13 protein-coding genes are annotated in these 21,322 nt (G+C 33.7%); 2 read left to right on the top strand and 11 right to left on the bottom strand.

Annotation, left to right across the window (positions count from 1 at the left end):
• Window positions 1-45: 45 nt before the first annotated feature.
• The 10 genes from QO200_RS05820 to uvrC form a co-directional block, all read right to left on the bottom strand.
• Window positions 46-3,288: a carboxypeptidase regulatory-like domain-containing protein gene (locus QO200_RS05820; protein ID WP_371537564.1), complete on the bottom strand. Its 3,243-nt coding sequence runs from the start codon at window positions 3,286-3,288 to the stop codon at window positions 46-48.
• Window positions 3,289-3,724: 436 nt separating this feature from the next.
• Entirely contained in the window at window positions 3,725-6,286 is a 2,562-nt protein-coding gene (locus tag QO200_RS05825; protein ID WP_371537567.1) for a TonB-dependent receptor, read from the bottom strand.
• A 587-nt stretch (window positions 6,287-6,873) separates the two neighbouring features.
• Entirely contained in the window at window positions 6,874-8,526 is a 1,653-nt protein-coding gene (pgi, locus tag QO200_RS05830) for a glucose-6-phosphate isomerase (protein WP_371537570.1), read from the bottom strand.
• Between the two features lie 183 nt (window positions 8,527-8,709).
• On the bottom strand, window positions 8,710-9,942 hold the full coding sequence (locus QO200_RS05835; RefSeq protein WP_371537573.1) for a peptidoglycan DD-metalloendopeptidase family protein: 1,233 nt from the start codon (window positions 9,940-9,942) through the stop codon (window positions 8,710-8,712).
• 26 nt (window positions 9,943-9,968) lie between these two features.
• Window positions 9,969-10,904 carry a tryptophan 2,3-dioxygenase family protein gene (locus QO200_RS05840; RefSeq protein WP_371537576.1) on the bottom strand — a complete coding sequence of 312 codons (936 nt, stop codon included), beginning with the start codon at window positions 10,902-10,904 and terminating at the stop codon, window positions 9,969-9,971.
• On the bottom strand, window positions 10,904-11,674 hold the full coding sequence (locus QO200_RS05845) for a DUF3108 domain-containing protein (protein WP_371537578.1): 771 nt from the start codon (window positions 11,672-11,674) through the stop codon (window positions 10,904-10,906). The genes QO200_RS05840 and QO200_RS05845 overlap by 1 nt, the downstream gene beginning before the upstream one ends.
• 290 nt (window positions 11,675-11,964) lie before the next feature.
• Window positions 11,965-13,125, bottom strand: coding sequence for a 4-hydroxyphenylpyruvate dioxygenase (hppD, locus tag QO200_RS05850; RefSeq protein WP_371537580.1), 1,161 nt, complete (start codon window positions 13,123-13,125; stop codon window positions 11,965-11,967).
• A 197-nt stretch (window positions 13,126-13,322) separates the two neighbouring features.
• The gene (locus QO200_RS05855; RefSeq protein WP_371537583.1) at window positions 13,323-14,480 is read right to left on the bottom strand and encodes a homogentisate 1,2-dioxygenase; all 1,158 of its coding nucleotides are present in this window, start codon (window positions 14,478-14,480) and stop codon (window positions 13,323-13,325) included.
• 183 nt (window positions 14,481-14,663) lie between these two features.
• Entirely contained in the window at window positions 14,664-16,865 is a 2,202-nt protein-coding gene (locus QO200_RS05860; protein WP_371537585.1) for a patatin-like phospholipase family protein, read from the bottom strand.
• Between the two features lie 58 nt (window positions 16,866-16,923).
• Window positions 16,924-18,723 carry an excinuclease ABC subunit UvrC gene (gene uvrC / locus QO200_RS05865; protein ID WP_371537587.1) on the bottom strand — a complete coding sequence of 600 codons (1,800 nt, stop codon included), beginning with the start codon at window positions 18,721-18,723 and terminating at the stop codon, window positions 16,924-16,926.
• Between the two features lie 139 nt (window positions 18,724-18,862).
• Between uvrC and QO200_RS05870 the strand changes: the two genes are divergently transcribed.
• The gene (locus QO200_RS05870; protein WP_371537589.1) at window positions 18,863-19,837 is read left to right on the top strand and encodes a succinylglutamate desuccinylase/aspartoacylase family protein; all 975 of its coding nucleotides are present in this window, start codon (window positions 18,863-18,865) and stop codon (window positions 19,835-19,837) included.
• The gene (locus tag QO200_RS05875) at window positions 19,827-20,402 is read left to right on the top strand and encodes a 5-formyltetrahydrofolate cyclo-ligase (protein WP_371537591.1); all 576 of its coding nucleotides are present in this window, start codon (window positions 19,827-19,829) and stop codon (window positions 20,400-20,402) included. The genes QO200_RS05870 and QO200_RS05875 overlap by 11 nt, the downstream gene beginning before the upstream one ends.
• A gap of 287 nt (window positions 20,403-20,689) precedes the next feature.
• Here the strand turns inward: QO200_RS05875 and QO200_RS05880 are convergent, their stop codons facing one another.
• Entirely contained in the window at window positions 20,690-21,289 is a 600-nt protein-coding gene (locus tag QO200_RS05880; protein WP_371537593.1) for a lipoprotein signal peptidase, read from the bottom strand.
• Window positions 21,290-21,322 lie beyond the last annotated feature (33 nt).

Consider the following 21,322-nt stretch of genomic DNA (forward strand, 5'->3'; position numbering starts at 1 on the left):
CCCTCATTTCTAATTGAAATGAGGGTTTTTTAAAGTTAACAGAACTTAGTTAAAAGTATAACGAGCTCCTGTTTGTATTTGCCATCTTGATGAATTAAGACCAACGTCATCAATTTGGTTAATATTGTTAGCTATTTTAGGATCATAACTAAATGTAGGTGTAGTTGTTCCAGTTAAGAATCCTTCTTGTTTAAGCAATTGAACTTGGTCAAAACTTGTGAAATATCTTTTACCCCAATTTTTATTCAAAAGGTTTGTGAAGTTAAAAATATCAGCTGTGAATTCCAATGTATGTTTCTTTTTTCCTGATGTGATAATAAATTCTTGTGCAAATTTTAAATCTACAACGTGTGTCGTTTTCAAACGATCACCATTACGCTCTGCATAAGTTCCTTTTCTATCTCTCAAATATTTATTCCCTTCAATGAAAGTACTAAGAGCATCCCATTGTGCTTGAGGTGTCAATGTGTTTGAAGCAGTAGATACTAGGTTAATTTCACTTTGAGAAGCAGGAACGTAAATCAATGCTGAATTAGAAAACGTATCTTGTAACAAACGACCTGAATCATTATACACATAACTTATTGGAGTTCCTGCAGCTCCTTCATAGAAGAACCCTAATCTAGTTTTAGTAAATTTACTCCATTTGAATGTTGCATTACCATTAGAAATAATTCTTCTTCCTTGATCAAAATCAGATCTAGAAAGTGCTAAAGAATTTGCACCATTCACAGTTTCAGTATTATTCCACTGAGAACTGTTTTGAGAAGAAGTCGCGTCTAATAAAACTGTTGATTTTCCATAAGAGTAAGTCCCAGAAATATTAGCATCAATAAAATCAGATTTGAAATTCTTAGTCAATGTAAAAGAGATATTATGCGCTTTACCTTCATCTGTATTTGAAGCTAAATAAATACCTAAATAAGTAGGGTCTACTCTAGTATTTCCATTGTAACGTGGTCTATTATCAGCACCAGATAAATTACTTGAAGCCGCTTTGATATTTAAATTCTCATAAGTAATCGCACTAATATTATCGTTATAAGTGATTTCAGATGTGAATACAAAACCAAATGGTAATTTTTGATCAACTGCAAAACTCGCTTTAAATACCTGAGGTAATTTAAAATCTTTAGCAAATAAATCTATATTTCCACCTTTTCCTCCAGAACCTGGACGTGGGTATGAAGCAGGAAGTGGTGCAATTTGACTAGCAACACTAGGATTTGGATTAAAAACTGGTGTTTGAGTAGCATTAGTAATAGAAATAGCTCCTTGAGAAATACCATTGTTATTATACGTTCCACCTGGCCATACTAATGGTAATCTAGAAGTAAAAATCCCTAATCCACCTCTAAACTGAGTTGATTTTTTACCATTAACGTCATAATTAAAACCTAAACGTGGTGCGATATGAGCTGTGTTAGATATACCTTGCCCTACACGTGCTCCTTGTAAATCTTTACCAGCAGCTTGTAATAGACCAGCTGTTCTATTATTAAAATCATCATTAGCTAAACCATCTTCCCAAACAGGAACATCTACTCTAACTCCGTATGAAAGTTTGAAATTGTCGCTTAATCTCATTTCATTTTGAATATAAAATCCAAATTGTTTTGTACCAAATTCTGCAGCTCCTAAAGACGCATCACCTTCACCACCAATTAAAGAGTAGTTCATTTGAAATCTGTTCGGTCTTTTACCTAGCAAGAAATCATCTAAGGTATTGTATCTGTATGCGCCAAAATTATTACCAAAAAACACATTACGTGAAGACGAAAATTCATTATGAGTACCAATAGTAATCGTACTTATTCCTGCATTAATTTCAAAATTATCAGTAATTGTCAATACTTTTTGACTTAAAAAATTTGCCGTAGAAAAACCTTCTGCACCAAAATAAATACTAGCTGAAGACCCATCAAAGATTTGAACAGTTGGGAAAGCATCTCCTGATGCATTTCTGTCATCAATTACCTTTGTATACGCAAGTACTAAACTATTTGAAAATTTATTTCCAAATCTTGAGTTTAACTCTAAAGCAGTTGAATTAGTAGTTGAATTAAACAACTGACTACCATTGATAAAGCTTATTGCAGAAGCAGAAGATCTACTTGGTGAAAAGTTTTCTGCTTTTACATAACTATGTTTTAAAGATAGTTTATGATTATCATTGATGTTCCAATCTATCTTTCCAATCAATTTATCACTTACAAGAGTTCTTACGTTGTTCTCAAAAGAACCTGGATCGTATCCGTAAGAAGCAAGTTTAGTTCTTAACTCTCCTAATCTACTTGCCGAAAGACCCGTATAATTAGCTATATCAAATGGTTGAGGAGTTTCATTATCTTGTTTTTCATAGTTAATGAAATAAAACAATTTATCTTTTACAATAGAACCACCAGCTCTTACTCCGTAAGTTTTTGCCGAAAAATCAGCTAATTTCGTTCTTGGATTTGATCCAGCCAAAGAAGGAGGTGTTTTTGCTACTAAGTCTTGATTTCTATTTAAATAATAAGCTGAACCTTCAAAATTATTAGTTCCTGAACGAGTAATCGCACTAATAGCCCCACCTGCAAAACCAGACAATTTCACATCATAAGGAGCAACACTCACTTGAAATTGTTCAATTGCATCTACTGATATCGGGCTAACCCCAGTTTGTCCACCATTTGTTCCATTAGCAGCTAAACCGAAAACATCGTTACTTACTGCTCCATCGATATAAATAGCATTGAATCTATTATTTTGACCACCTATTGAAAGAACATCATCACCACGTAATTGAGCTTGTGGAGTTAATCTAGCAAAATCTGCTATATTTCTCGAAAGTGAAGGTAATGATTTAATTTTATCTGAATCAATTACTGTTTGAGCACCTGTCCTTTTTGAATTAAATGTATTATTCTTAGTACCCTTAACGACAACTTCCTTAAGTTCGCTCGCTTCATCTACTAAAACAATTTTGAAGTTTTTTGACTCTCCTAATTGAAGGAAAACATTATTTTCTTCAAACGTTCTAAATCCTACAAAAGTAACAACCACTTTATAAGGGCCTCCAACTCTCATGTTAGAAATTCTAAAATTACCGTTAATATCAGTCGTAGCTGTATAACGAGTTCCTGAAGACACATGAGTCGCGAGAACTGATGCTCCAGGCAAAGATTCTGACTCATTGTCGTAAACTACCCCATTAATAGAAGAAGTTGTATTACCCTGAGCATAAATACTAGTCCCCGCACCTACAAATGCAACCAGTATTAAAAATAACTTCAATAATTTTTTCATAATTTTTAGATTAAAAATTTTTGGCAAAAATCTAACATTTTTGGCAAACTAATGTTAATTAATTGTTAATAAAAAGACACTGATTGGTTCTTTTTAACATAATTTTGGATTTTTATCTGCTTTATGGCTGTTTCCGAACTTATTTTAAATATTCGTTACTTAAAATGTTAAAAAACAACGATTTTATGGGTCAAATAAAAAATACACCAAAATCAAAAAATCAAGAATGCCCATAAAATAGAAAAAACCTTGATGTATCTTAAAATCATGGCTTAAAAAACGTCTCTTCACTTCTTATAATCAATTTCTTCTCCTATTTCTTTTAAATATTCAAAATTCATAAAACAAAAAAAGCAGATGATTTCTCATCTGCTTTTTAAATAATTATTTCCAAAATTATTCTAAATCAAATTCTAGATAATTTTTTTGTGAACTACTAGAAATTGAAACGCATAGAAGCATTCCAAGTTGTTCCAAAACCATAATACCCTTTGTTATTAGCATTAAGACCATTGATTGTAACATCACCCGCATTAGTAGCAATGTTTGTAGTCAATTCAGAAACATAAATTTCATTGAATAAATTGTTAATATTTATTCTAAAAACCACTGATCTCTTTTTATCTTTTCCTGTTAGCATTTTATAAGAAAGTCCTGCATCAACTAAGTCATAACTTGGTAATTCCACATTATTTTTAACTGACCCAACGTTTGCATATAATTTTTCATAATTTCTCCAGTCAGCATCAATAGAAAAACGAGTTGCGATTTCATATTTAAATCCTAATCCTAGAGTAACCTGTGCAGCATCACCTACTTTACCTCCATCAACATCTACTTTAGAGCTGCTAAGTATATTTCTATCTGAATCTCTTACCGTTTTTACAGCATCTCCTACATAATGATAATCTCCAACAGAAGCAAAACCACTAATATCTAATCTAGAGAATGGCTTAGCAACGAAATCTAACTCTAACCCAGAGTGAAGTTGTTCTACTCCCTCATTAGTTGTGTATTGTAAATCATTATCAACTTCATTAGAACTTGTAGTAACTCTATCTTTCCAAGAAGTTCTATAGGCATTAACACTACCGCTTAAAAATTTTGATTTAAAGCTGTAACCTGCTTCTAAACCTACCACTTTTTCGTTTTTAGTTAATGGGTTTACTTCATTTCCGTAATTAAGATATATATTATCATGGTAAGGTTGACGAGAATAATAACCTGCATTTACATAAAATGAACCGTTACCACCTATTTTGTAACTACCACCAGCCTTAACATTATATCCTACATTGTTAACCTTTTCTGATTTTGCATCTGCAGGAAGGTAAGCATATCTATCAAATCTTTCGTGAGATTGGTTTGAAACCGCTCCTTGGAAAAATGCAGAAACATTGTCTTTTGCATATTCTATTTGAGAAAAGAAACCTCCATAAGAAATAGTTTCATCATAATCCCAAGAATATCTATTCTCAACAGAAGCTGTATTTGATAAAACTGCCCAAGCATTATTTGTGTTAGTCTCGTATATTTTATTATTAGGAATATTTACATTGTATTTATCTAAATAATAGTCAGCTCCTAATAAATTTGTAAGTTGTCTGAAGTGAGTTCCTTTGTAGGTTCTTAAATCAAGCCCCATATTAAAGTCGATATCCTCAGTTAATTCTGTTTTAAAATTAGTTACTAAACCATACCAAGCGTGATTGTTAACTGAGTTACGCAATGCACCAGTTGCAGCTCCAGTTGTGCTAGCTAGATTTGCAGCTACAGTAGCATCAAAATCAACATTATCAGTAGCTGTTCTTTTTATTGAACCAACAGTACCTACACTACCACCTCTTCCCCATGAAGCATAAAGAACAGTAGATAAACTTGATTTATCACTAATATTAAAATCCCAGTTTAAGTTAGCAACTGGTTTATGGTAATAATTTCCAACCGCTGAAAGATATTCTCCGTTTAGAGTTCCCCAGTTATTATTGTATTTTCTACCATACTTTTCAAAATCACTTAACTTTTTACCATAATTTTGATCATGTGTTTGTGGCGCTCCAGTTAAAATGAAGTTAAAGCTATGTTTGTCATTTGCTTTATACCCTATAGAGATAAAATAGTTTTGTCCCTGACCTTTAGTTCCATCATTGTAACCATCACCTTGCCAATGAGAAAACAAAACACTTGTTCCCCATCCGCTTTTACTCATACCAGTGTTATAAGCAATTGTAGATTTAAAATAGTTGTCATTTGCTTGACCAAATGAAGCAAAACCACCTTGTTTTTTATCAGTAGCCTTTGTAACGAAGTTTACTGTTCCTCCTACAGAGGATATTGCTAATTTAGAAGAACCTAATCCTCTTTGAATTTGAATTATATTTGCGATATCAGACATTCCTGACCAGTTAGACCAGTACATTCTCCCATCTTCCATTCCATTAATAGGCTGACCATTTAATAAGAAAGCAGTATTGTCTTGAGCAAAACCACGTACACTAATTCTTGAATCTCCATATCCACCAGCTTGACCAGCAACATATACAGAAGGTGTATTTACAAGAGCCTGAATTACATCAGATGAACCAATTTTAGCCTGAATTTCTTCAGCTTTAATAGTAGAAACAGCAATTGCCGTTTTTCTACCTTTTGCTAAATCGATAATTCCTCTACCTACAACAACAATTTCACTTAATTCATTAGAATTTGAAGTTAAAACGATAGTTCCTAAGTTTTTTGTAGTTCCTTCTGCAACACTAAACTTAACAGTTTTAGGTTCGAAGCCTAAAAAAGAAATAACTAATTCTCCAGAGTTAACAGTTGTGTTAATTGAGAATTTACCATCAAAATCTGCAGAAACGCCAGTTTTAGTTCCTTTGATTGCAACATTTGCACCAGGTAATGAGCCTTGTCCGTCAGTAATAGTTCCAGTAATTTTCCCTTGAGAAAATGCCGTTGTAACCATTAAAAACAGTAATCCAGAGAGTAACCAATTTTTCATTGTCTTCATTTTTTGTTTTTTATTAATTGCTGCGAAATTATAACAATTTTAACTAAAAGAGTTAAGACAATGTTAACAAATCCTGATATCGCACCTACTAGAATTTATTAAATTAATATTTTTTCCTTAAAAATAGGTTAATTAATAAATTTTAACATCTATAATTGTTAATATACTTGTTTAAATACAAAAAAAATACAAATTCCCGAAAAATGACAAAAGACTGATTTTTCTTTAAAATCAATCTTTTCTATTACACCAAAAATCGACACATTTGCTCAAAAAAAAAACTTCAATAAACAGAATTAACCGTCCTAAGCTTCATACTTCTCTCAAACCAAAATTGATGTTTATTTCGACTTATGAATTCCCCCCGAAAATGTGTGTTTCTAAAGACCGGCATGATGCAACCGCATTTTTAACACTTTACAATCATTGTTAAACAAATAAAAAGATCTAATACAAGCAGTAACCTTATAGCAAAGAAAAAGCCCTTGTTAATTAAAACAAGGACTTTCCATCATATCGGCTTTAGTAAACTATTCTAAGAATCCATAATAGCGAATCTTTACTTTAACATCTCAATTTTATTTATTCTTCAAATAGTAATCTAAAAGGAATGCAGTCGAACTATCATGACCTTTTATTTCTTTCGAATTAAGTTCTTCTAAAATAGAATTCGCTAATTGTTTTCCTAGCTCCACTCCCCATTGATCAAAACTAAATATATTCCAAATAACTCCTTGCACAAAAATCTTGTGTTCGTATAGTGCAATTAAAGATCCTAATGACTTTGGCGTCAATTTTTCAATTAGAATGGTATTAGTAGGCTTATTACCTGCAAAAACTTTAAAAGGCAGTAAGAATTTTGCTCGCTCAGCGTCTAGTCCTTGCTTATCGAATTCAGCCTGTACCTTTTCTGCGGTTTTACCCTGCATTAAAGCTTCCGTTTGTGCAAAGTAATTAGACATCAGTTTATCATGGTGGTCTTCGTCACCATACAATGGTTTTACAAATCCAATGAAATCTGAAGGGATTAACTTCGTTCCTTGATGAATTAATTGAAAAAAAGCATGTTGCGCATTAGTCCCCGGTTCTCCCCAAATAATAGTTCCAGTCTCATAATTAACAGGATTTCCGTCTCTACCTACACTTTTACCATTACTTTCCATTGTCCCCTGTTGTAAATAAGGAGCCAGTTTTTGAAGATATTGTGTGTAAGGAATCAAAGCTTCGCTTTCAGCCCCAAAGAAGTTATTATACCAGATACTCAATAAAGCCAGTACAACCGGCATATTTTGATCAAAATCAGCACTGTTAAAATGGTCGTCCATTTCATTTGCACCACTTAACAATTCATCAAAATTATCAAAGCCTACTGCCAAACTGATCGTTAACCCAACGGCGCTCCACAATGAAAAACGACCACCAACCCAGTCCCACATCGGGAATACATTGTCTGGATTAATTCCAAATTCAGTTACTTTTTGAATATTAGTAGACACAGCCACAAAATGTTTGGCTATATCCTCTTGAGTTGTTCCAAATTCCTTAGATAAAAACCACTCTTTGATTGTTTCGGAATTTGTTAATGTTTCTTGGGTTGTAAATGTTTTAGAAACAACAACAAAAAGAGTCGTTTCCGGATTTAGTCTTTTTACGATTTCATTTACATGATCTCCATCTATATTTGAAACAAAATGAACATTTAACTGATTTTTATAAAACTGCAATGCTTCAACAACCATAGCCGGACCTAAATCAGAACCTCCAATACCTATATTTACAATATCAGTAAAAGGTTTCCCACTATATCCCGTTCTTCCTCCTGCAATTATTTCATTTGTAAAAGCTTTTATCTTTCTTTTTACATCATAAATTTCAGGAATTACATTTTCCCCATTTACATTTACTACTGCTGATTCTTTTGCCCTTAAGGCAGTATGAAGTACCGCTCTGTTTTCGGTTTGATTAATGATCTCTCCGCTAAAGTAATCTAAAATCGCCTTTTTCAAACCTACTTCATTTGCCAATTCCAGCAAAAGATCAATGGTTTCTTGATTGATAATATTCTTTGAATAGTCTATTAAAAAATTATTCCATTTCAGGTTAAACTTTGCTGTCCTAGTAACGTCCACCTGAAACATCTCTTGCATAGTAGCATTTTGCATTTCATCAAAGTGCTTTTTCAGTTTTTTCCAGGATTCTGTGTGTGTGGGGTTTATTGTGTTTAAGGCCATTTTTATTTAATTCAAGTATTAGTTCTATTTTGACAAAAATACTGAAATTAGTTTTAATTGATTAACCCTTTTAATTTTTATCACAATTTAAGAGAAATCAAAAAAAAATTAATTGCCAAAAAAGAAGGGAGCGCAATTATCTATAGTAAATAATTGCGCTCCCTAATAAATCAACCTTTTGATTTATAAATTCCCAATACTGTCTAACTCAAATTTTAATGGCTCAATAGTCTTTAAATAACGGGCTCTATTTGCACTGTTCATTGGTTCTCCTCCTGGTAACTTCAACTTTAAGGCATCTACCTGTTTTCCGTTTTTCCAGAAGCGATAACAAACATGAGGTCCTGTTGCCAAACCCGTACTCCCAACTCTACCAATAACATCTCCTTGATTGACATGTTGACCACGTCGAACCAAAATTTTTGACATGTGTAAATATTGAGTAGAATAGGTACCATTGTGTTTTACCTTCACATAATTACCATTTCCTGCAGTATACCCAGTTCTTTCGACTGTTCCTGAAGCAGTGGTTGTAATTGGCGTACCCGTTGGAGCAGCATAATCAGTTCCTTTATGTGCTTTCCACCTGTGTTGCACTGGATGATATCTATTCATTGTAAACCGCGAAGTCAATCTACTGAATTTAATAGGTGTTTTAAGAAAGAAATTCTTTAACGTTTTTCCGTCCTCATCGTAATACCCCACTTTTCCTGAAGCAGGATTTTGAACATAAGGGAAGGCATAAATGATTTTGCCTTTGTATTCAAAAAAAGAAGCTTCCAGATTCTCTACTCCATCATAAATTGAATCATTTATGAATCTTTCCGTAAAACTAAGAGCAAACCGGTCCCCCTTCTTTAATTTAAAAAAATCAATAGACCATGAATATATTTTTGTGATTCTACTCGCTAAAGCTGCCTCTACTCCGGCATTCCCTAAAGTTTCAGATAATGATCCTTTTAGAACACCACCTATAGTCCGTCTTCTGATAGTAATAGGTCTTATTTTCTTATGAGCTACGACTGTGCTATCTCTAAAATCAAAAATATAATAGCTCAAAGCATCTGGTTGATATACAAAAACCTCTAACTTATTTGTTTTGTCTTTTGACCTAAGCATCGTGTATGCTCTGTTAGGCTTAATGTAACGAACATTAAAAGTATCCCTCACACTGTTTACAATCTCAAACATTTTTCGGTTCCCAATGTTCTGTTTGCTTATAATTGTACCAAAAGTATCTCCTCTTTTGATGGTGTCGTGAACGACATTGAATTCAGAATAATTAAACCCAAAATCAGAATCTTCTGCTATTGGTTTAACGGTCTTAATTTTACTTTGTATTTCTGGTTTATTATTGGATTTATTGCAGGATAGTATTACTGTCAATACTATAAAAATTATTACTACTTGCTTCAAACCGTATTTTATTTTTTTAATTTAACTTAAATTTCTACACCCCAGTTCGCTAATTCATCAGCGCTCCATAACTCCGGAAAAAATATCCTTCGCTGGTATTTTGGGTGCATGTATTTCTTCCAGTCACTTCCTCCGGTTGCTTCGCCAGTACCTTTTCCGCTTTGATCAATGTACTTTATAGCCACATTAAGATGTTGCATCACCCAGGTAATATTTACCGTATGATCAAAATGACGCATTGCTTTTACTAACTCAGGGTTTTTCTGGTCACCATCTGGAAGTTGCTTGAATTTCTGCCAGATATTAATAGTGTTATACTCCTCCATGTAATCTAAAAATGAATTTTTGTATTTTCTTTCAAATTCTTCTAACAAGTAGGACTTCTTACCAGTTGCGTAGTCTTTGCCCGCTGCTTGCCAATATAAATGTTCAAAAGCATGTTCGTAAGGCGTATTTCGATCGATAGTCCCTCTGTACCTATTATCGATAAGATTAATCAAATCTGTAGAAGAAAATTCAATCAAACGGTACTGAGCGCTTTGAAAACCACTTGCAGGCGTCAAAGTGTTTCTGAACTTCATATATTGTTCTACTTCCATCCCATTTTCCATAATACTGAAAGAGGTAGTAAGCATGTCAAAATAACGGCTGACTCTCATTAACCTTTCTGTAAAAAAATCTGTTTTGATATTTTCAGCATAGGAAATTTGATTCATCTCCCAAAGAATCATCTTAAATATCAATTCGTTGACCTGATGATACATGATAAAAACCATTTCATCTGGAAGAGTTGTCCTTTGTGTTTGTATATTTAACAAGGCATCGGTCTGGATGTAATCCCAATAGGTAATTGGTTTAGACCAAAGTAACCCTTCTAAGTGCGTTTCTGTTTTTTGGTCTATGGATGCATACTTTTGCTCAATTTCGTTTAAAATAGCTTCTGCATTCTCACTAATTTTCATTATCTTTTTATTTTAAATGGATTGTTTAGTCCTTTAAATGCATCCAAGTCTGCTTTTATTGACCCCACTGCTAAGTCCGCTTTTATTCGAATAGGCAATCTATTATTATCGTCTGAAATCCAGACTGTTAGACTCTCTTGTTCTTTAAAAACACGACCTGATTGCACCATAGGTTTAAAGATCATAGATGACACAACGCCAAATTTAGTTGTAATATCTTCACGACCTACAAACTTTAACTTAAATTTTGTGGTTTCATCATCAATAAACATATTGATAACAATCGACTCCCCTGGATTAATTTTATCAATATTAGGGTAATTTCTCAAATAGTAGAACGCCGATAAAATGTCTTGAGTATTTTTTGGAGTAACAAAAGTTTTTTCGTTTCTATTTTTATAATCTTTTACCAAAACATTATTAGCTGACTGATTAAAAAACCCTTCTTGACTTTTAATGTATCCTCCTTCATTAATCTTCCTTACATACTGCAGCGGATTACCGGATTCCTTATCGATATAGCTTTCATACAAGTCGTCCACTTTGAAAAAAAAGCGGGACATCCCTGTTGTATAACCTTTACCAATAACATGGAACGTTTTCTTATTGTTTACCACTGCGTCCTTGACCTCCAGCGTAGCATATCCTGCATTTACAAAACCATAATGGATTCGGAATTTAAACCATTCACCCACATCGTAAGCATCATCTTTAGGAGAGTCAAAACTTACGGTTAATATCAATAATAAGAATAGTATAAATTTTTTCATAACGTACTTTGTCTATTTATTGATTCGACTTGCAAATTTTGTTCCAAATATATCAAAACAAAAAAACTCAGTCAAATAATGACTGAGTTTTTATGCTATTAACTAACCAAAAAACTATAAATTATGAAATTTATATCAATACGGAAGGAAACCACCCCTTCCATTTTGCGAGTGCAAAGGTATACAACAAAACCACATTTTTTATCAAAAAATAAAGTTTAACATATCATTCACAAAATTACAGCTATTTCGATAGTTATTTTTTCACATAATGCAAAAAAAACGCATTTCTACAGCGTTCCTCGCAATGCTTGCTCGCGCTCTATAGACTCGAACAAAGCTTTAAAGTTACCCGCCCCAAAGCCTTTAGCACCCATTCTTTGAATAATTTCAAAAAACAAAGTAGGTCTGTCTTGTACTGGTTTTGTGAAGATTTGTAATAAATACCCTTCTTCATCTGCGTCTACCATAATAGCCAACTTTTCTATTTCATTTAAATCCTCTTTCATCATTTTCATGTGGTCTCCCAATCGTTCTGGAATTGCCTGATAATAAGTATGAGGAGGAGCCGACAGAAATTCCACACCTCTAGCTTTCAACTGACTTACTGTTTTAATAATATCATCGGTTGCGATTGCTATATGCTGTATTCCGGGTCCGCCGTAAAAATCAAGATATTCCTCGATTTGTGATTTTTTCTTCCCTTCTGCAGGCTCATTGATGGGGAACTTAATACGACCGTTTCCATTAGACATAACCTTACTCATTAAGGCTGAATATTCTGTATTAATTTGTTTATCATCAAAAGAAAGGAAATTTACAAACCCCATCACATCTTCATAGAACTTAACCCAAGTATTCATTTCATTCCAACCTACATTCCCTACCATGTGGTCAATGTATTTCAATCCGGTAGGTTCTGGGTTGTAATCTGATTTCCATTCTTTATATCCCGGCAAGAAAACACCTTTGTAATTTTTACGCTCCACAAAAATATGAACGGTTTCGCCATAGGTGTAAATCCCAGAACGCACTACTTCACCAAATTCATCTTTTTCAACTGTAGGCTCCATAAAAGAACGAGCGCCACGTTTCATTGTTTCTTCGTAAGCACTAGTTGCATCTTCTACCCAAAGAGCCGCTACTTTCACTCCGTCGCCATGCTTTCTTAAATGCTCATGAATAGGAGAATCTTGAGTTAAAGGTGTCGTCAGAACGATACGTATCTTATCTTGTTTCAACACATAAGAAGTTCGATCTCTTACTCCAGTCTCTAAGCCTGCATAAGCCAATGATTGGTATCCAAAAGCCGTTTTATAATAATGTGCTGATTGTTTTGCGTTTCCTACATAGAATTCTACATAATCAGTTCCCAATAAAGGAAGGAAATCTTGCGCTCCTTCAAATATTTTTTCTAATCCGTATTCTACTGATTTTACTTCTTTTGCCATTTTACTTATTTTTTATAATTCGGTTTTTTATCATTACCGAAAATGTTATTGATTGTTCCAAAGCCTAGCCCTGATGGAAGCAGCATCCTTTGTGTTTTTTCTTTAAAAACAGAAAGATATCGCGTACAGCAGGAAAAAGCTCCTTATATAACTTGATATACTAAGTGAGATTAGTTTGTCACGTTACTCGTAACGACTTACTCAACCCAAGATTTGTAATATTGACCATCGTCGATTCCCATGGCTTCTTCTGTTACCATAAGTGTTCTAAAAGTATCTACCATTACCGCCAACTCGTGCGTTTCCTTATGTCCAATACTACGTTCCATAGCTCCAGGAGCTGGTCCGTGCGGAATCCCTTTTGGGTGCAATGTAATATGACCTTGTTCGATATTATTTCTACTCATAAAATCACCGTCAACGTAATACAAAACCTCATCACTATCTACGTTACTATGATTGTAGGGAGCAGGAATTGCTTTTGGATGGTAATCGTACAACCTTGGTACAAATGAACATATCACAAAAGTAGATGTTTCAAATGTTTGGTGTACTGGTGGCGGTTGATGAACGCGTCCTGTTATAGGTTCGAAATTATGAATGCTGAATCCGTATGGAAAATTGTAGCCATCCCAACCCACTACATCAAAAGGATGCGTGGCATAAACCACTTCATGCATCATTCCTTCTTTTTTAATTTTGATAAGAAAATCTCCTTTTTCGTCGTGAGTTTCCAATTCATTCGGCAAAATAAAATCGCGCTCACAAAATGGTGAATGCTCCAGGTGTTGACCTGATTCATTTTTATAACGTTTTGGCGTATAAATTGGCGCGAAAGACTCGACATATAGCAATCTATTAACTTCCGTTTCAAAATCAATCTGATAGATAATCCCCCTAGGAATAATCAGATAATCTCCGTATTCAAATGGGATATTCCCCATCATAGTGCGCAGTTTCCCTTTCCCTTTGTGAATGAATATCATTTCATCCGCATCGGCGTTTTTATAAAAATACTCGCGTAATGATTTCTTTGGTGCAGCTAGCCCTATAGTACAGTCTTTATTAACAAGCAATGCTTTACGGCTGTCTAGAAAGTCATCTTCGGCTTTTAAATCAAACCCTTTTAACAATAAGGACTTAATGTTTTTACCAATGGCAATTTTAGGCTCGACAGAAAAGCTTTTAATGATTTCTTTTACCTGTGTAGGTCGGTGAACATGGTACATCAATGCAGAATTCCCGTGAAAACCTTCTGTTCCAAATAGTTGCTCGTAATAAAAACCCCCTTCAGGTTTTTCAAATTGTGTGTGTCTTTTTTGAGGGAAAGTCCCCAATTTATGATATAATGGCATGATTATTTATTTATAAGTTTAACAGTTTAAAGTAGAGATTACTTTATAACGCACTAAGTTAAATCAAAAAATAGTTACTCATTCAGGATTTCTCTTGATGAGGAATTGAAGATAATCCAATAAACCTAGCCATTTAGTTTTCATTATAACAAATATCGGAATTTTTATTGATATAGATTAAATTTAAAATAAAAATCCAACACTAAACCATGTATATCCTTTTTTAACTTCTGGAGACCAGGTATGTTTAATTTCTATTGGACCGATAATGGTTTCTAAACCGTACCCTACTGCATAACCTGAATATTTGGGCAGCGACACCCAACCAACGGACTCAAACATTCTATCTCCCAAGTTGGCGAAATTTGCAGAAAAATTCAAATGGTTTTTTTTATAAAACTCATAATCAATAGTCCCTGTCGACTTGACATAACTATTAGCTGCTAAACTTAAAAAATCATAACCATAAAAATGCCTGAAATTATTGATTTGATTGTAGCCATACCCTCCCAAAACAAAATTAAAAAAGCTAACGCTGTCATTTCCAAATGAAAATCCAGCTTCTGTTTGAATTTTAATCGTAGTGTTTTTAAAGATTGTTGTAGCAAATCCAAAATCAGTTTTTGCAATCGAAAATTGGTTAAACGTATCTGTGTAGTCCGATGAAACTAAAAAAGACTGTATGTCTCCAGAAAAATACCATCCTTTTTTAGGAAAAAACTTGTTATCAAATGAATCATAATTCAAATACCCAAAAAGACTTAAATAATTACTTTTGTCAATCACAGGATTGCTATTAGCCAATGTTCCTGAATTAATTTTCAGAAATTTATACTCTAACCCTCCACCTATAAGAAATTTTTGCACAAATAAAGATTGGAAATAAATCTGGTTTGTCACATCCGAAAAATCAACATTAATTGAACTTACACCTAAGTCTTGAAAATCTAAAATACTGAATTCGCTGGTTATATTTTTATTGAACTGATTGAAATAGGATTTAAATCCAAAACTTAGATTGTAACCATTTTCAATATAATAGCCAAAATTATATCTGAAGTTATCGCCAAGTGCAATATCCAGCGATGCAACATCATTTTTAAACAATGTTTTTTTACGAGTTAAGTTTACTAAGACAGCACTTTTAAACAAACCATCATAATGCAAGCCAAATTTTAAATAGGATTTTGTTTTATTCTCTTTTAAAATAAGATTCAAATCATCCTTCTCATCGCTTGGATTCAGCGTATAATTAATAGTTCTAAAATTTTCTGTCGCATTAATATTATTTATCCCTGCTTCTAACTGCTTATATGTGATTTTAGTTTTGGGCTTAAATCTTAATTTCCCAATCACATAATCTTTAGTATAATTATCTAACTCATCGCAATTTATATTGTCAATGCACAAACTATCTGTTGAAATTTTTAATTTTGGTTTTTGATATTTATTTGAATCGCCCACAAGCGCTTCTATTTTTTCATATACTGCAAAAGTAGCTTCCTCGCCTTTTATAATAATCTCCTTCCCTTTATCAAATGAAATAACTCCATAATCTTTAATATCAGGTTTGATGTATATATCTGTTTTCGAAATACTTTCCTTCATTTTTTCTATCGAATGAAGGTTTGTGATTTGAACCAAAATCTTAGTGGCATCTTTAAGGGAATTTCTATCTCTTAAATCATCTTGTACATCTACACCAATGATTATATCTGCACCAAGCTTTTTTACTTCATCGATAGGGTAATTATTAGTCACTCCGCCGTCTACTAGGAGTTTACCATCTATTTCTACTGGAGAAAATAAGGATGGAAATGCGGAGCTGGCAATCATGGCCTGCGCCAGATTTCCTTTATTTAATAAAACCTCTTTTCCCGTTTCAATATCAGTAGCGATGCATAAAAAAGGAATTGGCAATTTATTAAAATCCCTCACATGCCTTACATGTCTTGTTATTCTGCTTAATAGATTAAAATTATACATTCCCTTAGAAAGGGCCTCCGGTATTCCTATTTTAAATTTATTAAATGGTAGTACGAGAGCGTACAGTTCATCATTCTTTTTTTCATAAAAATTCTTGGAAGACCTTGGAATAAAATCACTTATTAATTCATCAAAATTAGTGGATTGAAATATCGAATCAATCTGAGATGCAGTGTATCCCGAAGCATAAAGCCCTCCAACAACGGCTCCCATACTTGTTCCACCAATATAATCAATTTTCAAGCCTGCTTCCTCAAGCACTTTCAAAACCCCTATGTGAGCAAAACCTTTGGCACCACCACCGCTTAAAACCAAGCCTATTTTTGGTCTGTTCTTTTCTTGCGAAAACAAATTCAAACAACTCAATAAAACAAAAAGTAAAAGGATCTGTTTTTTCATAAAAAGCATGGGATATTTATTGGTAGTACTCTTTGTTAAATTATTATTTCGCTTAAGGTCATTCAGTTACCATTTTGTAAAAGTCGACTATTTTTTTGGCTTTTGAACCACCTATCACATCAGAAATTTCCTTTTCGGTTGCTAATTTCAGTCTTTTAACACTTTTAAAATGTTGTATTAATGCTAACATTGTTTTTTCGCCAATCCCAGGAATGGATTCTATTGAAGAATTTAGCGCCGCTTTACTCCTTTGATCCCTATGATGTGTAATACCAAATCGATGCGCTTCATTTCGCAATTGCTGAATTACTTTCAAAGTCTCTGATTTTTTATCTAGATACAAAGGAACTGAATCTCCCGGGTAGAACAATTCTTCTAACCTCTTAGCTATACCAATTATTGCTATTTTTCCTCTCAGCCCTAAATCATCTATACTTTTTAACGCTGCCGAAAGCTGTCCTTTTCCACCGTCAATAATTATTAACTGCGGTAAAGGCTGCTTTTCATCCAATAGCCTTTTGTAACGTCGATACACTACTTCGGTCATTGACGCAAAATCATCTGGTCCTTCAACCGTTTTTATATTAAAATGACGATAGTCTTTCTTACTAGGTTTACCATCTTTAAACACGACACAAGCAGCAACTGGATTTGTCCCTTGAATATTTGAGTTGTCAAAGCATTCAATATGCCTTGGTTCAAATGACAATCGCAGGTCTTTTTTCATTTGCGCCATAATCCTATTAGTATGCCTATCAGGATCTACAATTTGCAATTGCTTTAACTGTTCGATTCTATAAAATTTTGCATTTCGAATAGAAAGGTCCAAAATTTGTTTTTTATCTCCTAATTGTGGTACCGTCACTTTTAAATTTTCACCCAAATCAACTGAAAAAGGAACAATTACTTCCCTAGATAATAATTGGAAACGTTCTCGGAGTTCGATTATCGCCAACTCTAATAATTCAGCATCGGTTTCCTCTAGTTTTTTCTTGATTTCCATAGTATGAGATCGAATAATCGAACCATGTGAAATTTGTAAAAAATTTACATAAGCGGCGCTTTCGTCAGAAACAATGGAGAACACATCGATATTAGTGATTTTAGGGTTTACGATTGTGGAGCGTGATTGATAATTCTCAAGCACTTCTATTTTTTCTTTTATTTTCTGCGCTTCTTCAAAATGCATATTTTCAGCTAAATCCATCATCACCCTTTTGAAGTCTTTCATACTTTCTTTGAAATTTCCTTTTAGTATTTCTCGAATGGCATCCACTTGTTTTTGATAATCTTCAAGGGATTCATGCCCTTCACAAGGTCCTTTACAATTCCCGATGTGATATTCCAGACAAACCTTAAACTTCCCGCTTTCTATATTTGACTTACTTAAATCATAATTACATGTCCGCAATGGATAAAGCTCTTTTATCAACTCTAGAATCGTATTCACCGTTTTAAAACTAGTGTATGGACCAAAATACTCCGAGCCATCCTTCACCACTCTCCTAGTGGAAAAAATTCGGGAAAAAGGCTCTTTTTTTATACACAGCCAGGGGTAGCTTTTATCGTCGCGCAACAATACATTGTAACGCGGTTGCAAGGTTTTTATAAGATTATTTTCTAACAGTAGCGCATCTGTTTCTGTAGGAACAACAATATGCTTTATAGTTACAATCTTTTTTACCAATACATTCGTTTTGGCAACATCATGAATTTTATTGAAATAGGAAGAAACTCTTTTTTTTAGATTCTTGGCTTTCCCCACATACAATATTTTTCCGTCCTTATCATAATATTGATATACACCGGGACCATCAGGTAAGGTTTGTATTTGAAGCGCTAGAGTTGGGTTTTGCATTATAATGTTATTTCACGAAGATACATCTTGATTCGGCGAGATGCATATCCATTTTTATTACTTTGAGGTTATTTATCTATTTAAGTCCAAATTTACGAATTACAAATAATAATTTCTAATTTTGGTTTTTTAATACATCATGAAAAACATCAAACCCATTATCATTTTAGGAGAATCCATTTTGCCAGGCGAGAGCAAAACAATTGATATGGAAATTGCCAAACTACATAACACTGGCGAACTAAAAATTCCAATAATAATTCATCGTTCTAAAATCGAAGGCCCCACTGTTCTTTTTTCAGCGGGAATTCATGGTGATGAAATCAATGGTATTGAGATCGTTCGCCAACTTATCACTAAGAAAATTAACATCCCGAAAAAAGGAACAATCATATGCATTCCCATAATAAATATGTTTGGTTTCCTTAACAAAAGCAGAAAATTTCCCGATGGCAGGGACTTGAATCGCGTTTTTCCAGGGAGCAAGAATGGCTCTCTTGCTAGTCGCTTCGCCTATCACACGCTTACTGAAATTATGCCTTTAATTGATTACGCAGTTGACTTTCATGCAGGGGGTGCCAGCCGATTTAATGCTCCTCAGATTCGACTTGCTCCAAATAATCCGGAATTAATAACATTAGCAAATGCCTTTAATGCTCCGTTTACTTTATTTTCTAAAAACGTTCCCGGTTCGTTCAGGAATGCAAGCCACAAATTGAACGTGAAAATGTTGCTTTTTGAAGGAGGAAAATCCCTTAATATTAATGAGTCTGTTACAGATGTTGGGGTACAAGGTACAAAACGCCTTTTAAGCCATCTTGATATGTTAGATTCGAAACATAGTATTGAGGAAACAGAATCGGAAACTATTTATATTGAAAAATCGTCTTGGATACGAGCACAATGTTCTGGTTTATTACATGATAATGGCTGCATAGGCCGTTATGTGCAAAAAGGAACTCTTCTTGCTATCATTACGGATCCTTTTGGAGAGTTTGAGCGAACGGTAAACGCACCGAATGAGGGCTACATCATCAATGCAAACCTTTCTCCCATTGTCTATCAAGGCGATGCGATTTACCACATCTCAAAAACAATTAGGAATGCAAAGTAATAAAAAGGAATTACGCTCGAAGTATAAGGCGCGAAGGAGTCAATTGACTGACATCGACATAGAGACCATGAGTTTAGCTATTACTAATCAGTTGCTCGCATTGCCTATTTGGGAAAAGACATATTTCCATATTTTTCTGCCCATTACGGAACAAAAAGAAGTCGACACCGAATTAATCCTGCACTTACTTTCTGGGAAAGATAAAGAAATAATCATTTCAAAAGCAGATTTCGAAACTCGAAAGATGACCCATTTCCTTTTGACTGACAACACAAAAATAAAGAAAAACGAATATAACATTCCAGAACCCGTTGACGGAATCGAAGTTCCTTCTAATAAAATTGAAGTCGTTTTTATACCGTTATTGGCTTACGACAAACAAGGTCATCGTGTGGGCTACGGCAAAGGTTTCTACGATCGATTTTTAGGAGAATGCGCCCCGGAAACTATTAAAATTGGACTCTCATTTTTTGAACCTGAAGCGTCAATTAACGATACTCATGAAGACGATATTTGTATGGATTATTGCATCAGTCCAAAAAACAGCTACAACTTCGAACAATAACACCTAATTTCGCAGTCTAAAAAATATTTTAACTTATGAAAGTTACTAAAACTTCAAAATTTGTTATGACCGTTATGGTTATCCTCTTTACTATATCATTGTCAAGTTGTAGCTTCAGAACTACAACAAACAAGTCAAATTATAAAGCAAGAAGAATTCCACCTGGGCAAGCCAAAAAAATTAATGGCAGTAAAAGCGCAAAATATTATGCACCGGGGCATAATAAATAATACAAAAAGACCAACTCAGAATTGAATTGGTCTTTTTTTTTATCTGAGTTTTTATCTTTAACTCTTATGAAAAGCTTTTTTGTTAAAAAATATTAATATCCCTACACCTGTCGAAATAGCCATATCAGCTATATTAAAGATGGCATTGAAGAAAGTAAAATCATTCCCGCCCCAAATAGGCAACCAATTAGGCAGGGTTCCATGCCAAAATGGAAAATAAAACATATCAACTACTTTACCATGAAAATAGGTCCCATAAGGTTGATCTGAAAATAGAGTGGCTAATTGAGAGTGGCTATCGTCAAAAATAACACCGTAAAAAACAGAGTCAATTATATTTCCAAAAGCTCCTGCAAGTATTAATGCAATAGCTACAACTAAGTAATTTGAACTGTGCTTCTTCTCAACAGAATCCCACAACCAATACCCAATTCCACCAACAGCAACTAACCTAAATAACGTTAGAATTAATTTACCGTAAGTCCCAGGGATTTCAGTACCCCATGCCATCCCTTCGTTTTCAATGAATAGAATTTTAAACCATCTAAAAACTTCCACTTCTTCTCCTAATACAAAATTAGTTTTAATATATATTTTCGAAACTTGATCAACGATTAATATGATGAAGATAAGTAGATACGCTTTTCGTAATGACATTTTATAAATTTTAAGTGGCGCAAAAGTAAGTAA

It is taken from the genome of Flavobacterium sp. Arc3 (genome assembly GCF_041431375.1).
Taxonomy (GTDB): domain Bacteria; phylum Bacteroidota; class Bacteroidia; order Flavobacteriales; family Flavobacteriaceae; genus Flavobacterium.